The organism is Phycicoccus avicenniae (genome assembly GCF_050496545.1).
Classification (GTDB): domain Bacteria; phylum Actinomycetota; class Actinomycetes; order Actinomycetales; family Dermatophilaceae; genus Phycicoccus; species Phycicoccus avicenniae_A.
Genome location: NZ_JBNVZV010000004.1, coordinates 167,226 through 184,092 on the forward strand (window position 1 = coordinate 167,226; position 16,867 = coordinate 184,092).

The following is a 16,867-nucleotide window of genomic DNA, read 5'->3' on the forward strand; positions in this document are numbered from 1 at the left end:
CGTGATCCTCCTGCTCGCCGTCGTCTTCATCGGCCTCGCGCTGGTCCTGCTCGTGCTGGCCGTGGGGTTGGGCGCCAACAGCTCGACCGGTGTGGCCCGCTCCCTCGAGCTGCTCGACCACCGGCCGACCGTCCACGAGGTCGCCCGCAACGAGCTCGGGGTGCAGGAGCGCCTCCTCGCCCCGATGCTCGAGCGGCTGCGCGGCTTCTCGGCCCGCATCTCGCCGGCCGGCACCGGTGGGCGGATCGCCCGCAACCTCGACCGGGCCGGCAACCCGAAGGCCTGGACCGTCGAGCGCGTCATGGGCGCCAAGGGTCTCGGCCTCATCGTCGGGATCGTGCTCGTGCTGGCCCTCATGGGCTTCACCGCGAAGGGCCTGCTCGTCGCCCTCGCGGCCGGGACCGCCGGGTTCTTCCTGCCCGACCTGCTCGTCTACAACGCCGGCCTGAAGCGCCAGCAGGACATGCGCAAGGGCCTCGCCGACGCGCTCGACATGCTCACCGTCTGCGTCGAGGCCGGTCAGGGCTTCGACGCCGCGATCCTCCAGGTGGCCCGGACCGTGACCGGCCCGATCGCCGGTGAGTTCGCCCGGGTCCTGTCCGAGATGCAGATCGGCAAGTCCCGCGGCGAGGCCTTCTCCTCGCTCGGGGAGCGCACGACGGCGCCGGAGCTGAAGAACTTCGTGTCGACGCTGGTGCAGGCCGACCGGCTCGGCCTGCCCATCGCCGGCGTCCTGCGCGAGCAGACCAAGGAGATGCGCGTGGTGCGCCGTCAGCGCGCCGAGGAGCAGGCGCAGAAGGTGACCGTCAAGATCCTCTTCCCGCTGCTCCTCTGCATCTTCCCGGCGCTGTTCATCGTCATCATCGGTCCGGGTGCGCTGCAGATCATCGACGCCTTCTCCGGCATGTGACCGGTCCGGCGTGACGGCCGGAGCATCCGCGCCGTCACCGGGATGACGCGGAAGATGGCGCCGGACGCGGGTACAACCGCGTCATCGGACGGCTTTCCGCGTCATCACCGTGACGGCGCGGAACCTAACGATGCGCCGGCTGTGGTCAGGTGCGGTCGACGTCGGCCACGAGGCCGAGGCGCACCGCCGCGATGACGGCGCTGGCGCGGTTGTGCGCGCCGAGCTTCTCGTAGATCTTCCCGATGTGCGTCTTGACCGTCGACGGGCTCATGAAGAGCTGGCGGCCGACCTGGGCCACCGACGCGCCCTCGACGAGGAGCTTCAGGACCTCGGTCTCGCGGCTGGTCAGCGTCGTCTGCGGCGTCTCGTGCTGGCGGCGCATCGCCTCGGCGAGCCCGCTGGCGGAGAACTCGAGCGGGAAGTCGGCGGCACGGCGCACCGCCGAGAGCACCTGGTCCGCGGGCGCGCTCTTGCGCACCAGCGCCGAGGCGCCGGCGTCGAGGGCCTCGAGCAGGGTCGAGTCGTCGCTGAGCATCGTCAGGACCACGAGCCCGATGTCGCGGGAGCGTTCGCGGACGGCGCGCACGAGGGCCAGGCCGCTGCCGTCGGGCATGGTCACGTCGATGACGGCCACGACCTTGCCGGGCGGCGGCGTGCGCAGCAGCCGGTCGAACAGCGCCCGCCCCTCGGCCAGCGAGCCGGCCTGGCCGACGACGCTGATCTCGGGCTGGGCGCCGAGCATGCCGGCGACGGCCTCGCGGACCACCGCGTGGTCGTCCACGAGCACCACGCTGATCGTCACGGTGTTCTCCTCCAGGGTCAGGTGGCCCGGAGCGCACCCGCGGTGGACGGCTCCTCGACGGTCAGGTTAACGGTGGTGCGACCATTCGGCTCGTTGCGGACCACGAGTGTCCCGTCCAGCTCGTCCAGCGTGGTGTTGCGGTAGGAGCGCCGCGCCCGCCGCGTGTCGCCGTCGTGGGACACGTCGACGACCGCCGGACCGACCACCGAGGTGGTCAGGCTGACCCACGCGTTGCGGGCCCCGGAGGCCTGCGCGTCGGCCAGCACGTCCATGACGAGGCGGTGCACGAACATCTCGACCCGCGGGTCGAGGCGGCGCCGGCCCTCGCTGACGGTGATGGTCGTGCGCACCCCGGTCATCGAGCCGAAGCTCTGGACCGCGGCCCCGAGCACGGCCCCCAGCCCGGTGCCGGGACGCTCCGCGACCCGCAGGTCGGTGATGTGCAGGCGCAGGTCGGCCATCGCCTCGCTCAGCTGCTCGCGCAGGGCGTCGAGCTGGTCGCGCATGCCCTGCCCGGGCGGGCCGGCCTGCATCCGCAGCGCGTCGAGGCCGTACCCGAGGGCGGCCAGCTCCTGGGCGATGCCGTCGTGGATGTCGCGCGCGATGCGGTTGCGCTCCTCGAGGCTCGCGTACTGCCGCAGGTTGCCGAAGAGGAGACCGGCCTGCACGGTCGGGGCGAGCCGGCGGGTGACCTCGGAGACGGCCTTGCGCTCGTCGGGCGTGAAGGGGTGGTCCACCCCGCGCTCGACGACCACGACCGTCGTCGGGCCGGCGCCGTAGGCGAAGGGCACGACGAGGGCGCTGCGCCGCCCCATCTCGTCGGCGAAGGGGATCTCGGTCGGGCGCCAGCTCGCGGAGTTCTGCGCGAGCAGGTCCGACATCGCCTCGGCGAGGTGCCAGGGCGCGCGGGTCGAGCCGCGCAGGGCCACCGGCACGAGGTGCTCGGAGTCGGATGCGACGAGCACCGCGCTGCGGGCCGAGGGCACCTCGGCGGCCAGCAGGTCGAGGGCGAGGGTCGCGCCGGCCGGGGCGTCGAGGCCGGTGGCCATCTCCTCGGAGAGGTCGTGGAGGCGCTGGATGAGCTGGATCGCCTCGCGCGCCGCAGGGTCCGAGACCTCGTACCCCTGCTCGGAGGCCAGCCGCTGGTTCCACGCGCCGAGCGCGCCGAGCACCAGCGCCGCCGCGAGCCACGCGACGAGCCCGACCTGGAGGCCGCTGTCGCCGGCGATGTCGCTCGAGGCGACCATGAGGTAGACGAGGCTGCCGACCACCCCGGTGAGGAGGTAGCCGACCCGCCCGAACCGGGTACCCGCGTGGTAGGCCGGGATGAGGATGAGCAGGGCGGCGCCGAGCTGGACGAGCGCGTAGCCGGCACCGGCGGCCGCGGCCGACAGGCAGAGCAGGGTGAGCACGACGGTGTCGAGCAGGCCCTGGCGGGAGATGGGCATCCGGTCGAGGGACCCCACGACGAGGTCGAGCACGATGACGGCGAGCAGCCACGGCAGGGCCTGGATCAGGTGGCCGGAGGCCACGCCGAGGAAGAGGCTGAGGACCGCGAACGCGAGCCGGATGGTGGCCGACGCGTCCAGCCGCGACAGCCCGAGGGTGTGCACCACGCCCACAGGGTACGGCTGTGGGCGCTGGGACTCCTGCGTTTCGCGGGACGCGACAGCCGATTGTGTGATGATGGCTTCCTGTCAGCGCTCGGGGAAGGACGGGGACGGAGTGAAGGGTCGTGTGCTCGTCGTCGACGACGACCTGGCGCTCGCCGAGATGCTCGGCATCGTGCTGCGGGGTGAGGGGATCGAGACCGAGCACGTCGCCGACGGCGGCCAGGCCATCGACGCGTTCCGGCGCTACCGCCCGGACCTCGTCCTGCTCGACGTGATGCTGCCCGGCACCGACGGGCTCGAGGTGTGCCGCCAGATCCGGGCCGAGTCCGGGGTCCCCATCGTCATGCTCACCGCCAAGACCGACACCGTCGACGTCGTCGTCGGCCTCGAGTCCGGCGCCGACGACTACGTCGTCAAGCCGTTCAAGCCCCAGGAGCTCATCGCGCGGGTGCGGGCCCGGCTGCGGCGCGGCGACGACCCGGCGCCCGAGCGGCTGTCCATCGGCGACCTCGCCATCGACGTCGCCGGGCACTCGGTCGTCCGCGACGGCACGCCGCTCTCGCTCACGCCGCTCGAGTTCGACCTCCTGGTCGCCCTGGCCCGCAAGCCGTGGCAGGTCTTCACCCGCGAGGTGCTCCTCGAGCAGGTCTGGGGCTACCGGCACGCCGGCGACACCCGGCTCGTCAACGTCCACGTGCAGCGCCTGCGCAGCAAGATCGAGCACGACCCCGAGCACCCGGAGATCGTCGTCACGGTCCGCGGCGTGGGGTACAAGGCGGGCAAGGCCTGAGGATGTCCGGGTCCGCCGGTGTCGGCGTCGGACCGGGCGCCCCCGCCGCCCCCGCGGGGCGCGTCGGCCCGCCGCGCTCCGGCGCCGGCTCCCTCCCCGCCGTGCTGCGCTCCCGCCTCGTCGGGGCCCGCCGCCGCTGGCGCCAGTCGCTACGGCTGCGCGTCGTCGCGACCACGATGCTCCTCGGCCTCGTCGTCGTCACCGTGCTCGGCTCGGTCCTGCACGCCCAGATCGCCGGCGGGCTCGAGCGCAGCCGGGTCCAGACCTCGCAGTACGAGGCGCTGTCGCTGACCGCCCAGGCGCAGGCGCAGTGGGACGCCTCGCGGGCGACGTCCGCCGAGGAGCTGACGCGGGCCGCGCGCGACATCATGGAGAAGTTCCTCGCCGCGCCCGGCCCGGACCCCAGCCGCTACGTCGTCATGACCCGCTCGGGGGGCAACGACAGCGACGTCGCCATCGGGACCCTCTCGAGCGTCAGCTCGGTCGGCATCGACGCCGTCTCCGAGCAGCTGCGCGAGCGGGTGGCCGCGTCCCCGGGGCGCCAGCAGTCGCAGCTCACCGAGGTGCGCATCGGCGATCGCGACGTCCCCTCGGTCATCGTCGGCAGCGTCGTCGACCTGCCGAACACCGTGGGCCCCTACGACCTCTACTTCATCTACCCGATGGAGCAGGAGGTCGCGACGATGGACCTCATCGGCAACGCCTTCCTCGTCGCCGGCGTCATCCTCACCCTGCTCGTCGGCGCGGTGGCGTGGGTCGTCACCCGGCAGGTCGTCACCCCGGTGCGGCGTGCGGGGGAGGTGGCCCAGCGGCTCTCGGCCGGCCGGCTGAACGAGCGGATGCCGGCCCGCGGCGAGGACGACCTGGCGGTGCTCGCGACGTCGTTCAACAACATGGCCGACAGCCTGCAGAGCCAGATCCGCCAGCTCGAGGGGCTCTCGGCGGTGCAGCAGCGCTTCGTCTCCGACGTCTCCCACGAGCTGCGGACGCCGCTCACGACGATCCGGATGGCCGTCGACGTCATCCACGACTCGCGCGAGGACTTCCAGGCGCCGGTCGCGCGCTCCGCCGAGCTGCTGGCCGGCGAGCTGGACCGCTTCGAGGCGCTCCTGGCCGACCTGCTCGAGATCAGCCGGTTCGACGCCGGCGCGGCCGCCCTCGACCTCGAGCCGGTCGACCTGCGGGGCACCGTCGAGAAGGTCGTCGCCGCGGCCCGCCCGCTCGCAGACCGGCGCGGCAGCACCATCGTCGTGCACGCCCCCGAGGAGGCCGCCGAGGCCGAGATCGACGAGCGGCGGGTCGAGCGCATCCTGCGCAACCTCGTCGTCAACGCGGTCGAGCACGGCGAGGGCCGGCCGGTCGACGTCCACGTCGCCGTGGGGGAGGACGCGGTCGGTGTCGTCGTCGAGGACCACGGCGTCGGGCTGCGGCCGGGCGAGGCCGCCAACGTCTTCACCCGGTTCTGGCGGGCCGACCCCGCCCGGGCCCGCACCACCGGGGGCACCGGCCTCGGCCTCTCGATCTCGCTCGAGGACGCCCGCCTGCACAACGGCTGGCTGCAGGCCTGGGGCGAGCCGGGGGAGGGCTCGCGCTTCCGGCTGACCCTGCCGCGCCACGCGGGGGAGAGCCTGCACGCCTCCCCCCTGCCGCTCAGCCCCGCGGACGCCACGTGAGCCGCCGCCTGCGCGTGCTCGGCGTGGCGGTGGCCGCGCTGCTCCTCGCGGGCTGCGGTGGGCTCACCGGCAACGGCCAGGTCGAGCCGGGGCTCGAGGTCGGCTCCGGCCGGGCGCCGGACCTCGGCTTCCTGCCGCCCGGGCCCGGCGTCGGCGCGAGCCAGGACGCCATCGTCCGCGGCTTCCTCCAGGCGGGCGCGGCCAGCGGTGGCGTGTACGACAACGCCCGCAAGTTCCTCACCGGCAAGCCGGTCGAGCGCTGGGACCCCGACGAGACGATCGTCTTCCTCGCCGACGACCAGCCGCGCACGACGACGCTCCTCGACCCCGCGACCGTGCGCGTCACCGCCCGCACCACCGGCAGGGTCGACTCCGGCGGGCGCTTCACGGCCGCGGCCGCGGGCGCCACCGTCTCGGCGACCTTCTCGCTCACCTCGGTCGGCGGCCAGTGGCGCATCGCCGAGCTGCCGGAGGGCTTCGGCCGGTGGATCTCGCAGAGCGACGTGCCGCGGCTGGTCCAGCCCTTCGCCCTCCACTACGTCTCGACGAGCCGGCGGGCGACGGTGCCGGACGTGCGGTGGTTCCCGCTGGACCGGTTGACGACCCGGCTGGCGCGCGCGCAGCTCGACCCCGTGCCGGAGCACCTCGTCGGGGCCGGGACCACCGCGGTCCCGTCGGGGTCCCGGCTGCTCGGCGACGCGGTCTCGGTCGACCGCGACGGTGTCGCGTCGGTCAACCTGGTGGCCAGCCGCCTCTCCTCGGACACCACGACCCGACAGAACCTCTGGGCGCAGTTCCTCACGACCCTCACGCAGGACCCGACGGTGACGGCCGTCCAGCTGGCCGTCGACGGGGTGGCCGTCGACCTGGACGGCACCGACGGACCGGTCGACTCGCTGAGCCGCATCGGCTTCCCCGCGGAGACCTCGTCGGCCTCGACCACCAAACCGGTCGTGCGGCGCGGCGCCGCGGTCACGGTCTTCGACCCCTCGGCCGGTGGCCGCCAGCAGGGCCGGTCGGGCGGGGCCCCCGGAGGAGCGTTCCCGGAGGTGCCGGCGGAGTACACGCACCTGGCGCTGTCCGCCGACGGCGGCGAGCTGGCCGCGGTCTCGGCCTCCGGTGACGGTCTCTCGCGCTGGCGCGGCACCACACGCTACGAGGTCCCGGGCTTCGGCACGACCCTCGGCGCCCCGGCCTACGACCGCCGCGGGTTCCTCTGGGTCGGTGGGGTCGGTGACGGCACGGCCCGCCTCTTCGTCGTCGACACCCGGGTCGACCCGGCGAACCCCGAGGCGGCGCGGGCCACGGCGGTCCGGGCCGACTGGCTCGCGGGGCGACGGGTGCTCCAGGCCCGCCCGGCGGCCGACGGCGACCGCATCGTCGTGCTGTCCACCCGCAGCGACGGCACCCGGCCCACCCTCGACCTCGCCGGCATCGTCCGCGGGTCGGGCCAGCGACCCGAGCGGCTCGCGGCGCCGCTGCGGCTCGCGGCGCCGCTCACCTCGGCGCGGGGCCTGGCCTGGCTCGACGGCGAGCAGCTCGCCACCGTGTCCGGGTCCGGCGCCACCGCGCGCCCGGTCGTGCTGTCCGTGGACGGCTCGGTCGCCGGCCTGAGCGTGCTGCCCGGCGCGCGGGACGTCGCCGCCACCGGGGGCGAGCGCGACCTGTACGTCCTCACGACCAAGGAGCGCCTGTTCTCGCGCTCGGGGGTGCGCTGGGTCGACAGCGGCCCGGCCGCCGACCTCGCCCCGGCCGCCGGCTGACCGGTCGTCCCCAGGGGGCCGGCGCGTCCGCCGTCGTCCACAGCCGCCGGCGCCTCCCTTGTGCCGCAAGAACGGTGCCGTGAGGCTCGGGCGATGGCGCACCTCCGGCAGCGGGTCGGGGGGGGGGGGCGGGGCGGCCCCCCCCCCCCCCCGCCACCGGGGACGCGATGCCCTGCGCCCGGATCGTTCCGTCGGCGGCGTACCGCCCTGCGCCACGAGTGCGCCCATCATCCTTCACCTGTCCCCTGCAAGACCGGTGGACCGGATGCGGGGCACCACAGGATCCGTCGGCCCCGCGCTCGCGCGCGGTGACCGACGGCACCCGGGGAAGGGCCCTGCTCCCTGTCCCGAACGGGCCCAATCTACTGCCTCCGGCCGCCGACGGTAAGGCTTCGGGGGAATCGGGTCCCGGACTCGCCTGCGCCGCAGCGCCCCACCCCCTAGAGTCGTGACATCCGGGTGCCTCGCGGTGCGGGGCCCCACGCACACGGACGGGACGCCGGGGCCACACCCACCGGCGCCCCGGACCGGCAGGGGTGGTCCTCCGGGCAGGCGGGTCACGGTCCATCGAGCACGAGGAGTCCCATGTCCGCCACCTCACTGCGCAAACAGGTCGCGAACGTCCTCTCCCCGCTGCGGCCGATGCCCCGCGCGGGCTCGCGGATGCGGCCCGACTACCTCGTCGTCGGGACCAAGCGGGGCGGCTCGACCTCGTTCGCGGACTGGCTGGAGCAGCACCCTGAGGTCGCACCGTGCCTGGCGCGCAAGGGAACCCACTACTTCGACACCAACTTCCGTCGTGGGCGGGCGTGGTACGCGAGCCGTTTCGAGAAGACGGACGCCGGCTTCCGCGTCACGGGCGAGGCCAGCCCGTACTACATGTTCCACCCCCTCGCCGCGGAGCGGATCAAGGCCGAGCTCCCCGACGTCAAGCTCATCGCGGTGCTGCGCGAGCCGGTCGACCGGCTCCTCAGCCACTACCGGTACGAGGTCGAGCGGGGCCACGAGAACGAGTCCCTCGAGCGGGCGCTGGACCTCGAGGAGTCGCGGCTCGCGGGCGAGGTCGAGCGCCTTCGCGAGGACGTGACCTACGAGGGCTATCCCTACCGCCACTGGAGCTACCTGCACCGCGGCCACTACGCGGAGCAGGTCGCGCACCTGCACACCCTCTTCGCGCCGGAGGACGTCCTCGTGCTCCAGAGCGAGCAGATGTTCGCCGACCCCAACGGCACGCTGGCCACCGCGTGGCGCTTCCTCGGGCTGGAGCCGGTGCACCTCGACCACCTCGTGCCGCTCAACGCCACCGCCACGCGTCCCGACGTGCCCGAGGCCACGCTCCAACGGCTGCGCGAGTACTACGCGCCCCGCAACGAGGAGCTCTACGCGCTACCGGGCGTGGACTGGCGCTGGCCCGAGCCCTGAGGCGCACGGCCCGTCCCACGGAGCGGACGGGCGGCCGTTCCTGAGGACGATCCGGGCCAAGCCCCTGCCGCGGCGCCGGAGACCATTTACCATGGTCGAAGGGCTACGTGCAGGGAACCGCGTCGGACGCGGGCCGTGTCCACATCCCTCGAGACGTGTTCGCCTAGCAGGGAGTGTGCCCGTGGAGATCGCCGACTACCTCAAGGTGGCCCGCCGACGCCTGTGGATCCTCGTCCTCGTCCCGGTGCTGGCCGCCGGCGCCGCCCTGACCTACGGCCTCCTCAGTCCGCGCACCTACTCGGCGACCGCCACGGTCCTCACCCCGAGCCTGGTCGGTGCCCAGTACAGCCAGTTCACCGGGCCGCAGGCCATCGACCAGTTCGTCAGCGCCTTCGCGGCGAGCGCCGCCGATCCCACGGTGATCGCCCAGACGGCCACGGAGACCGGGGCCAGCTCCGAGGACCTCACCGACAACGTCTCGGTGGCCCAGGTCGGCGCGAGCAGCAACGTGACGCTCACCTACAGCGGCGAGGACCAGAAGACCTCCTCGGAGGTGGCCCACGCGCTGGCCACCAACGCCCTGGTCAACATCTACTCCGCGCAGGGCAAGATCGCCGGCCTCCAGGCCGACGCCGCCAAGAAGGGCGTGGACGCCGCGAACAAGGCGGTCAACGACTACGTCACGAAGGTGGGTGTCGGTGAGCCCTCCGCCGCGTACACCGCAGCCATCAGCCAGGTGACGTGGCTCCAGCAGACCCAGGCCACCTACGCGGCCAGCGGCGACAAGAGCGCGGCGAGCCTGATCCGTGGCTCGATCGCCTCCGCCCAGAAGCAGGCGCAGACCATCGGCGCCACGCTGCCGCAGTACAACACCCTGGTCAACGCCCAGACGCTGGCCAACGAGGCCTACCAGTCCGCCCTCGGCGACCAGCGCAAGGTCCAGGTCCAGGCCGCCGCGGCGGCCGACCCCGAGGTCATCACGACCACGGACGCCGAGCCGGACCGCACGGGGGCGAGCACGGTCAAGCTCGTCGTCCCGGTCGCCGGTGCCGCGGTCCTCTTCGCGATCATCGTCATCGCCCTGTTCGAGTTCATCGCCGCGGTCCGCCGCCAGCAGTCCGGCCGCGAGCTCGAGGGCAAGCACGTCGCCACCGACACCGTCCCCGCCGAGCCCGCCGCGCACGACACCGCGGAGGCACCCGCCGAGGTCGTGACCGCCGAGGAGGAGTCCGCCGACGAGGTGGCTCCCGCGTCGGCCCCCGACGCGGTCCCGGCGACGGCGGAGGAGGACCGCCCGGACGCCGGGTCGCAGGAGCCGGCCTCCTCCACGGCCCCCCCGACGCACCCGCGTCCGGCCCGCACCTCGAAGAAGGCCCGTCGGGCGGCCGCCCGGGCCGCGGCCCGCGAGCGCGCGAACGAGGAGCAGGAGCCCGAGCACGAGGCGAGCACCGAGCGCACGCCCTCGATGGTGGACGCCTGACCCGCCCCGCCCCGCACGACCGGAGGGCCGGCCGACCATGTGGTCGGCCGGCCCTCCGGCGTTCGGGCGGTCCGCCTCAGCAGACCCCGGTGCGCATGGCCGTCGCGCCGGTGGTGGGCACCGCGGCCTTGCCGTTGAAGGTGTTGCCCTGGGCCACCCAGTAGGACGCCACGTACGGGCCGAGCTTGGTCGAGGTGATGCGGTTGTCCGCGACCTTCGACTTCATCATCGCGCCGATCTGCAGGCCGGCGCCGGTGCCGCTCAGGGTGTTGCACGTGACGGTCGAGGCGTTGGTGCTGGTGGCCATCGACGGCGTCCGCAGGGGGGCGTCCATCATCCGGAAGGCGATGCCCGCCGACCGGTAGCCGGTGACCGTGTTGTGGTCCCACAGGTTGCCCCAGCCGGCCATCTGGTCGTTGAAGCCGATGGCGATGTTGCTCGCCGTGTTGTAGGTGAACCGGTTGTACGAGGCGGTCTGGTCGGTCGTGAAGGCCCGCCCGTCGCCCGGCAGGTCGGCGATCCGGTTGCGGTCGATGACGTTGTAGTTCGACCCGTTGTCGACGCGGATGCCCTCCTGCATGTAGTGCTTCACGGTGGAGGCGGCGATGCGGGCGAGGGAGTTGCCGGTGACCGTCCAGCCGTCGCTGTACGTGCCGAACCAGATCCCCGGTCCGACGCCGCAGGCGATGTCGCTGATCGTGTTGTTCTTGATCACGCCGTAGCGCGACATCGTGATGTGGACACCCTTGCGGGTGATCGTGTTGCCGATGAGCTGGACGCCGTCGACCGGCTTGAGGGTGGCACCGGCCTTGGCCGCGACGTACGAGATCGCGCTGCGCGCGGCCACCGCGTCGTTGGTGCCGCGGCCGGGGACCGCACGAAGGGTGCGCCAGTCGTTGTTCTTGATCGACTTCTGCATCCACGCGTAGGCGTGCTGCACGCCCGCACCGGGGATGTAGACGCCGCCGGAGATGTTGAGGTTCTGGAAGGCCCAGTAGGAGGCGGCCTGGCGGAAGCGCACGGTGCGGTTGATGTCCGGGCCGGTGGCGCCGCAGCTCGGCATCGCGAGGCTGGCGGTGAGGGTCACGGCGCCATCACCGTAGGGCTGGACGGAGATGGGGTTCTTGGCCGTGCCGGACCTCAGGATGTCGAAGGGGCCGACGTAGCTGCCCTTGCGGACGAGGATGGCGGTGCCCGGCGCCGCGGACCCGATGGCGCTCTTGAGCTGGGCGGTCGTGCTGACGGTGACCGTCCGGAGGGTGCCGGTGGGAAGGGCCGGACGGACGCCGGTGCTCGCCGGGGTGGCCGCCGCGGCGCCCGAGGCGAGGGTGGCGGCGCCCGCGGGGGACGCGCTGGCGGGGGCGGTGGAGAGGGCGGAGGCGGCGAGTGCGAGCATGGTGGTGCATGCGAGCACGGCTGCCGGTTTCACAGAGGTTTTCGGCATGGGTGATCTTCACTTCGGTCGTGGGAGTCACCGGCTCGTGGACGGGCCACGGCGGGCAGGGAACGCCGTCACAGGGGTGATGACTCCGACGGGCAGGGGATTCGCAGAGTACTGAGGATGACGGCCCGGTGACGGGGAAACGAACGATCCGGATGGCGCGGCGTTCGTCCGCGCTCCCGGCCGCACCCACCCTGACCTGCACGTTCGTCCGCTGTGCGCTCCCTGAGGACCGTTCGTCTCAGGACGGTGCGACCCCTGCCGCACGCCCCTTCCGGCGCCTCAGGAGGCCGGCGAGGAGGGCGCGGTCGTCGGCCTCGAGCCCCCGCAGCAGGAGGACCGAGAGGTACACGACCACGACGGCGGGTGCCGCCAGGAGGAGCGTCGCGGTGGTGCCGTCGACGGCCAGCCCGAGGAGCACCGCCACGAGGGCGGCCGGGGCGGCCGCGACGAGCGTGGCCACCGTCCCGGTCCCCCGCGCCCGGATGCCGAGGATGCGACGCACCTGCAGCCACTTCGTCGCGTTGACGAGCAGCAGCGATGCCGTCCACGCGACCGCCGCCCCCAGCACGCCGAAGCGCGGGACGAGGACGAGGTTGAGCACGACGTTGAGGACGAGGGCGGCCACGTTGTCGACCAGGCTGATCCGGACCAGGCCGGTCATGTTGAGCACCGACCCGCAGGGCCCGGCGGCCGCGTTGGCCAGCTGCCCGACGGCGAGCACCACCGTGACGGCCGCCGCCGCCGCGTACCCACCGCCGAAGAGCCCCAGGAGCTCGGCCGGGAAGACGAGCAGGAGGATGAACGCCGGGACGGACAGCCGGATGATCCAGCGGTTCGCGGCGCCGTAGGCGAGGTCGACACCGTCGCGGTCGCCGAGGTGGTGCAGGCGGGCGACCGAGGGCACGAACGCCGAGTTGATGGGGTTGAGGACGAAGATGGCCAGCCCCACCAGCCGCGTGGCGACCGTGTACGTGCCGACGTCCTCGGCCGAGGTGAGGTGCCCGAGGATGAGGGTGTCGGTCCACACGAGCCCGGTCGTCGCGAGGGTCGAGCCCCAGCTGACCACCGCGAAGGAGGCCATCGGGCGCGGCGTGTAGGTGGGGCGGGCCGGCTCGACCTGGCGCATCCGGCGCACGAGGACGACGACCGCGAGCAGCCCGGCGGTCCACGTGGAGATGACCAGGGCCCAGAGGGCGCCCATCAGGCCGTGGCCGAGCCAGAGCGCGAGCGCGGTGAGCACCACGCGCAGCCCGGGGTCGAGGACCTGGCCGATGAGGGTGAAGGCCCGCTGGCTGCGCCAGCCCTGGGTCGCGGCCAGGGCGGCACCCTGGACGGTGGCCGCGCCGACGGCCAGCGCGACGAGGAGGATGCCGTCGCGCAGCCCCGGCTCCTGGAGGACGCCGGCGACCCAGCCGGAGCACAGGGCCAGGGCGCCGGAGACCGCGAGGCCCCCGCCGACGGCCACCGCCATCCCGAGCCGGACGGTGCCGCGGACCGCGCCGGGGTCCGCGTCGGCGAGGCGCATCGCGACGAAGCGGGTGAGCGTGGCCCGGACGCCGCCGAGCGCGACGAGGGTGAGGATGGTCAGCAGCGCGTAGCACATCGAGTAGCGCCCGACGTCGGCCCCGGAGGTCGTGAGGGCCAGGACGAGCATGATGACGAACAGCGAGCCCTGGCTGAAGGCGGCCCCGACGATGTTCAGCCCGCCGCCGCGGGCCATCCGGCGCAGGTCGTCGCCCCCGCCTCCGCCGCCCCGCCCGTCGTCGGCGACGTCGGGGGTCCCGGCCGGGGCCGGGACCGGGACGTCAGCCCGCCGCATGCGCGGGCTCGGCACGCCCCGCGCCGGCGTCGGCGCTCGCGTCGTCGTCCCGGGCGCGCCGCCGCGCGGGGCCGAGGGCCCCGGCGGCCGAGGCACAGGCGGTGATGGCGAGGACGTACCAGAAGTTCGCCAGGCTCTGGATGACGTTGGCGGCCACGCTCATCACCGCGAACATGACGATGCAGACGACCGCGCCGACCGCGACGCCCCACTCGAGGGTGTGCTTCTCGGTGCGCCGGACCGCCCGCGCGGCCACGAAGAGCATCGCGGCGACGAGCCCCAGGTAGGTAACCAGGCCGATGATGCCGGTCTCCACGTAGGCGCTGAGGTAGTCGTTGTGCGGCTGCTTGGCCGACTCGGTGTAGTACTGCGTCGCGTTGAGCCCGATGCCCGTGACCGGGTTGGCCTTGTTCACCGACAGCAGGCTCTCCCAGTACCCGAGGCGCCAGGACAGCGAGTTGCCGGTGGCCCCGCCGCCGAGCTGTTCGGTCGCCGCGCTCTCGGTGAGCCGGCCGACCAGCCCCGGCACGACGGCGAACGCGCCGAGACCGCCGACCGCGAGCAGGGCCAGCAGGCGGGTGCGCCGCTGGACCAGGGCGATGATCCCGACGCCCACGGCGGCCGCGCCGATCGCCCCCAGGGTCAGGGTGAGCAGGAGGAAGACGCCGGCCACCGCGAGCAGCGGCGCGAGCAGGCGCTTGGCCCGCCTGCCCACGTACGGCAGGACGGCCACGCCGAGCAGGAGCAGGAAGGTGAGGAAGCGGGCGTAGTCGTTGGACTGGGTGAAGGTGCCGGTGAGCCGGGTGAACCCGCCCTTGACCTCGCTCGAGGCGTCCCCCGACAACAGCCCGAGCACCGTGTACGCCAGCGGCACGACGAGCGCGAGGAAGCAGGCGGTGAGCACCCTGCGCAGCATCGCCCGGTCGGTGATGAGCCGTTCGAGGACGACGAACATCATCACGGCCGAGGTCAGCCGGGCGAGCTGGAGCGCGCTGGCCTGCGGGTGGTCGGACCCGAGCACGCTGAGCGCCCCGGCCACGAGGAAGGCGAGGAGCATCGTGCTGACGACCGAGAAGCGCAGCGAGCCACGCTCGTAGAAGCTGGCCGCCAGCCAGAGCAGGGCGAAGACGAGGAAGAGCACCCCGATGATGCTCGACGGGTCCAGGCCGCGGGCGGTGACGGTGTTCGAGGCCGTCGTGCCGGCGTCGCTCCCGCTGAACCTGACGACGTCGGTGCTGGCCCGGACGACGAGCAGCAGGAGGACGAACCAGCTGAACCGGGTGAACGCGACGACCACCAGGCCGAGCCCTGCCACGGCCACGAGCGGGAGGACGGCCATCCGGCTCTGACCGGAGACCAGCCCGTACCCGCTGAGGATCGAGGCCACGACGGCCATCAGGACGAGCCCGACGGTCACCGTGCGGTTCCAGCGCGGGTCGAGGGTGGGCGGGAGGGGACGCCTCAGCACGGGGGAGAGCTCGAGGGTCACGGCGGGGTCCTCACCGGCCGGGGCGACCCCGGGGGCCGGGGCGCCGGGCCGTCGCGGGTCGATCGGTCAAGGCGGCACGCGCCGACCAGCACGAGGGGACCGCCGGTCGCACGTGTCCCCTGCGCCCTGACCGGCTCGCTGCAGACTACTGTACGGACCCTTCTCCGCCGAGGGGCGGGATCGCCGGGATCCGGCCCGTCCCGCCGTCGCCCGCCGAGCGACGCGGGGCGCGTTCTCGCAGGTGGGGGTGTGTCGGGTCACCGAACGCGCCCGGTGACCGGGCCGCTCGGGCAGGATGGACGTGGCGCCCGCGCCGGGCGCCGCGCCCGCGCCGGGGCGCCGAGCCATCCGCACCACGGAAGTCAGGGACCGGACCGCCGATGCGCATCCTCCACGTCAACAAGTTCCTCTACCGCCGCGGCGGCGCCGAGGGGTACCTGCTCGACCTCAGCGAGCTCCAGCGGGCCGCCGGGCACGACGTGGAGTACTGGGGCATGGACCACCCGGACAACCTGCCGGGGCTCCCGCTCGCCGACACCTTCGCGCCCCACGTCGAGCTCGAGCCCGCACCGGGCGGGCTCGCCGGCCTCGCCGCCTCGGCCCGCATGGTGTGGTCGCCCGCGAGCGGCCGGGGGCTGGCCCGCGCGCTCGACCGCTTCCGGCCCGACGTCGTGCACTTCCACAACGTCTACCACCAGCTCTCGCCGTCCGTGCTGAGGCCGGTGCGCGCCCGGGGCATCACCTCCGTGATGACGCTGCACGACTACAAGCTCGCCTGCCCGAGCTACCAGATGCTCAGCCACGGCGCGGTCTGCGAGCGCTGCGTCGGCGGCAGCACGCTCAACGCCGTCCGCGAACGCTGCAAGTCCGGGTCGCTCGGTGCCAGCGCGGTCCTCGCGCTCGAGTCCGGGCTGCACCGGCGGCTGCACGCCTACGACGCGGTCGACCGCTTCGTCAGCCCGAGCCACTTCCTCCGCGAGGTGATGGTGCGGGCGGGGATGGCCCCGGAGCGCATCGTCACCCTGGCCAACGTCGTCTCCGGCGGCGAGGAGGCGCCGGTCCCGTCGCCGCCCGCCGGGCCCGGCGCGGGCGCCCGGTTCGTCTTCGCCGGGCGGCTCTCGCCCGAGAAGGGCGTCGACACGCTCGTGCGCGCGGTCGGCGGCGCGCCGGACGGCATCGGGCTCGACGTCGCCGGGGACGGACCCTCCCGCGCCGAGCTCGAGGCCCTCGCCGCGCAGGTGGCGCCGGGACGCGTGCACTTCCACGGGCGGCTCGACAAGGCGCAGGTCGCCGACCTCGTGCGGCGCTCGGTGGCGATGGTGGTCCCCTCCCGCTGGTACGAGAACCAGCCGATGACCATCCTCGAGGCGTTCGCCGCGGCCACCCCGGTCGTCGCGACCGACCTCGGGGGGATGCCCGAGCTGGTGCGCGACGGCGTGGAGGGGCACCTGGTCCCGCCGAACGACGCTGAGGCCCTGGCCCGGGTGCTCGGCGGGCTGGCCGCCGACCCCGACGGCGCCCGGGCGATGGGCTCCCGCGCCCGCGAGCGCTTCACGGCCGAGTTCACCGGCGAGGTCCATCTCGCGGGTCTGGCCGCTGTCTATGATGAGGCGCGCCGGGCCAGCGAGCGCGGCCGCGCGCACACGACGACGGAGGGCTGAG

At 73.9% G+C, this 16,867-nt stretch carries 12 protein-coding genes; 7 read left to right on the top strand and 5 right to left on the bottom strand.

Translation table 11 applies throughout. The features are described 5' to 3' along the window. The first annotated feature begins 1 nt into the window (after position 1). The gene (locus ACQZ2A_RS05085; RefSeq protein WP_430207922.1) at positions 2-910 is read left to right on the top strand and encodes a type II secretion system F family protein; all 909 of its coding nucleotides are present in this window, start codon (positions 2-4) and stop codon (positions 908-910) included. 145 nt (positions 911-1,055) lie between these two features. On the opposite strand, the gene ACQZ2A_RS05090 is transcribed toward ACQZ2A_RS05085, so the two are convergent. Together ACQZ2A_RS05090 and ACQZ2A_RS05095 are read right to left on the bottom strand one after the other, a co-directional pair. Beyond that, positions 1,056-1,712 carry a LuxR C-terminal-related transcriptional regulator gene (locus tag ACQZ2A_RS05090; RefSeq protein ID WP_430207924.1) on the bottom strand — a complete coding sequence of 219 codons (657 nt, stop codon included), beginning with the start codon at positions 1,710-1,712 and terminating at the stop codon, positions 1,056-1,058. A gap of 17 nt (positions 1,713-1,729) precedes the next feature. After that, positions 1,730-3,328 carry a sensor histidine kinase gene (locus ACQZ2A_RS05095; protein ID WP_430207927.1) on the bottom strand — a complete coding sequence of 533 codons (1,599 nt, stop codon included), beginning with the start codon at positions 3,326-3,328 and terminating at the stop codon, positions 1,730-1,732. A 109-nt stretch (positions 3,329-3,437) separates the two neighbouring features. On the opposite strand from ACQZ2A_RS05095, the gene mtrA reads away from it, so the two are divergent. The 5 genes from mtrA (at position 3,438) to ACQZ2A_RS05120 (ending at position 10,453) form a co-directional block, all read left to right on the top strand. Next, positions 3,438-4,115, top strand: a complete 678-nt coding sequence (gene mtrA, locus ACQZ2A_RS05100; RefSeq protein WP_430207929.1) for an MtrAB system response regulator MtrA — start codon at positions 3,438-3,440, stop codon at positions 4,113-4,115. Between the two features lie 2 nt (positions 4,116-4,117). Beyond that, positions 4,118-5,788, top strand: a complete 1,671-nt coding sequence (gene mtrB, locus ACQZ2A_RS05105) for an MtrAB system histidine kinase MtrB (protein ID WP_430207932.1) — start codon at positions 4,118-4,120, stop codon at positions 5,786-5,788. Next, on the top strand, positions 5,785-7,551 hold the full coding sequence (locus tag ACQZ2A_RS05110) for a GerMN domain-containing protein (protein WP_430207935.1): 1,767 nt from the start codon (positions 5,785-5,787) through the stop codon (positions 7,549-7,551). The genes mtrB and ACQZ2A_RS05110 overlap by 4 nt, the downstream gene beginning before the upstream one ends. Positions 7,552-8,136: 585 nt before the next feature. Then, the gene (locus tag ACQZ2A_RS05115) at positions 8,137-8,973 is read left to right on the top strand and encodes a sulfotransferase domain-containing protein (protein ID WP_430207938.1); all 837 of its coding nucleotides are present in this window, start codon (positions 8,137-8,139) and stop codon (positions 8,971-8,973) included. 181 nt (positions 8,974-9,154) lie between these two features. Then, a complete protein-coding gene (locus tag ACQZ2A_RS05120; protein ID WP_430207940.1) occupies positions 9,155-10,453 on the top strand; it encodes a Wzz/FepE/Etk N-terminal domain-containing protein in 1,299 nt (432 codons plus the stop codon). 76 nt (positions 10,454-10,529) lie between these two features. Here the strand turns inward: ACQZ2A_RS05120 and ACQZ2A_RS05125 are convergent, their stop codons facing one another. From ACQZ2A_RS05125 to ACQZ2A_RS05135, 3 genes are all read right to left on the bottom strand, one after another. Next, complete coding sequence (locus ACQZ2A_RS05125; protein ID WP_430207943.1) at positions 10,530-11,849, bottom strand: hypothetical protein; 1,320 nt, start codon at positions 11,847-11,849, stop codon at positions 10,530-10,532. 286 nt (positions 11,850-12,135) lie between these two features. Continuing rightward, on the bottom strand, positions 12,136-13,716 hold the full coding sequence (locus ACQZ2A_RS05130) for a flippase (RefSeq protein WP_430207946.1): 1,581 nt from the start codon (positions 13,714-13,716) through the stop codon (positions 12,136-12,138). After that, positions 13,703-15,205: an O-antigen ligase family protein gene (locus tag ACQZ2A_RS05135; protein ID WP_430207949.1), complete on the bottom strand. Its 1,503-nt coding sequence runs from the start codon at positions 15,203-15,205 to the stop codon at positions 13,703-13,705. Before ACQZ2A_RS05135 ends, ACQZ2A_RS05130 begins: the two co-directional genes overlap by 14 nt. 380 nt (positions 15,206-15,585) lie before the next feature. On the opposite strand from ACQZ2A_RS05135, the gene ACQZ2A_RS05140 reads away from it, so the two are divergent. Then, on the top strand, positions 15,586-16,866 hold the full coding sequence (locus ACQZ2A_RS05140; protein WP_430207951.1) for a glycosyltransferase: 1,281 nt from the start codon (positions 15,586-15,588) through the stop codon (positions 16,864-16,866). The last annotated feature ends 1 nt before the right edge of the window (position 16,867 follow it).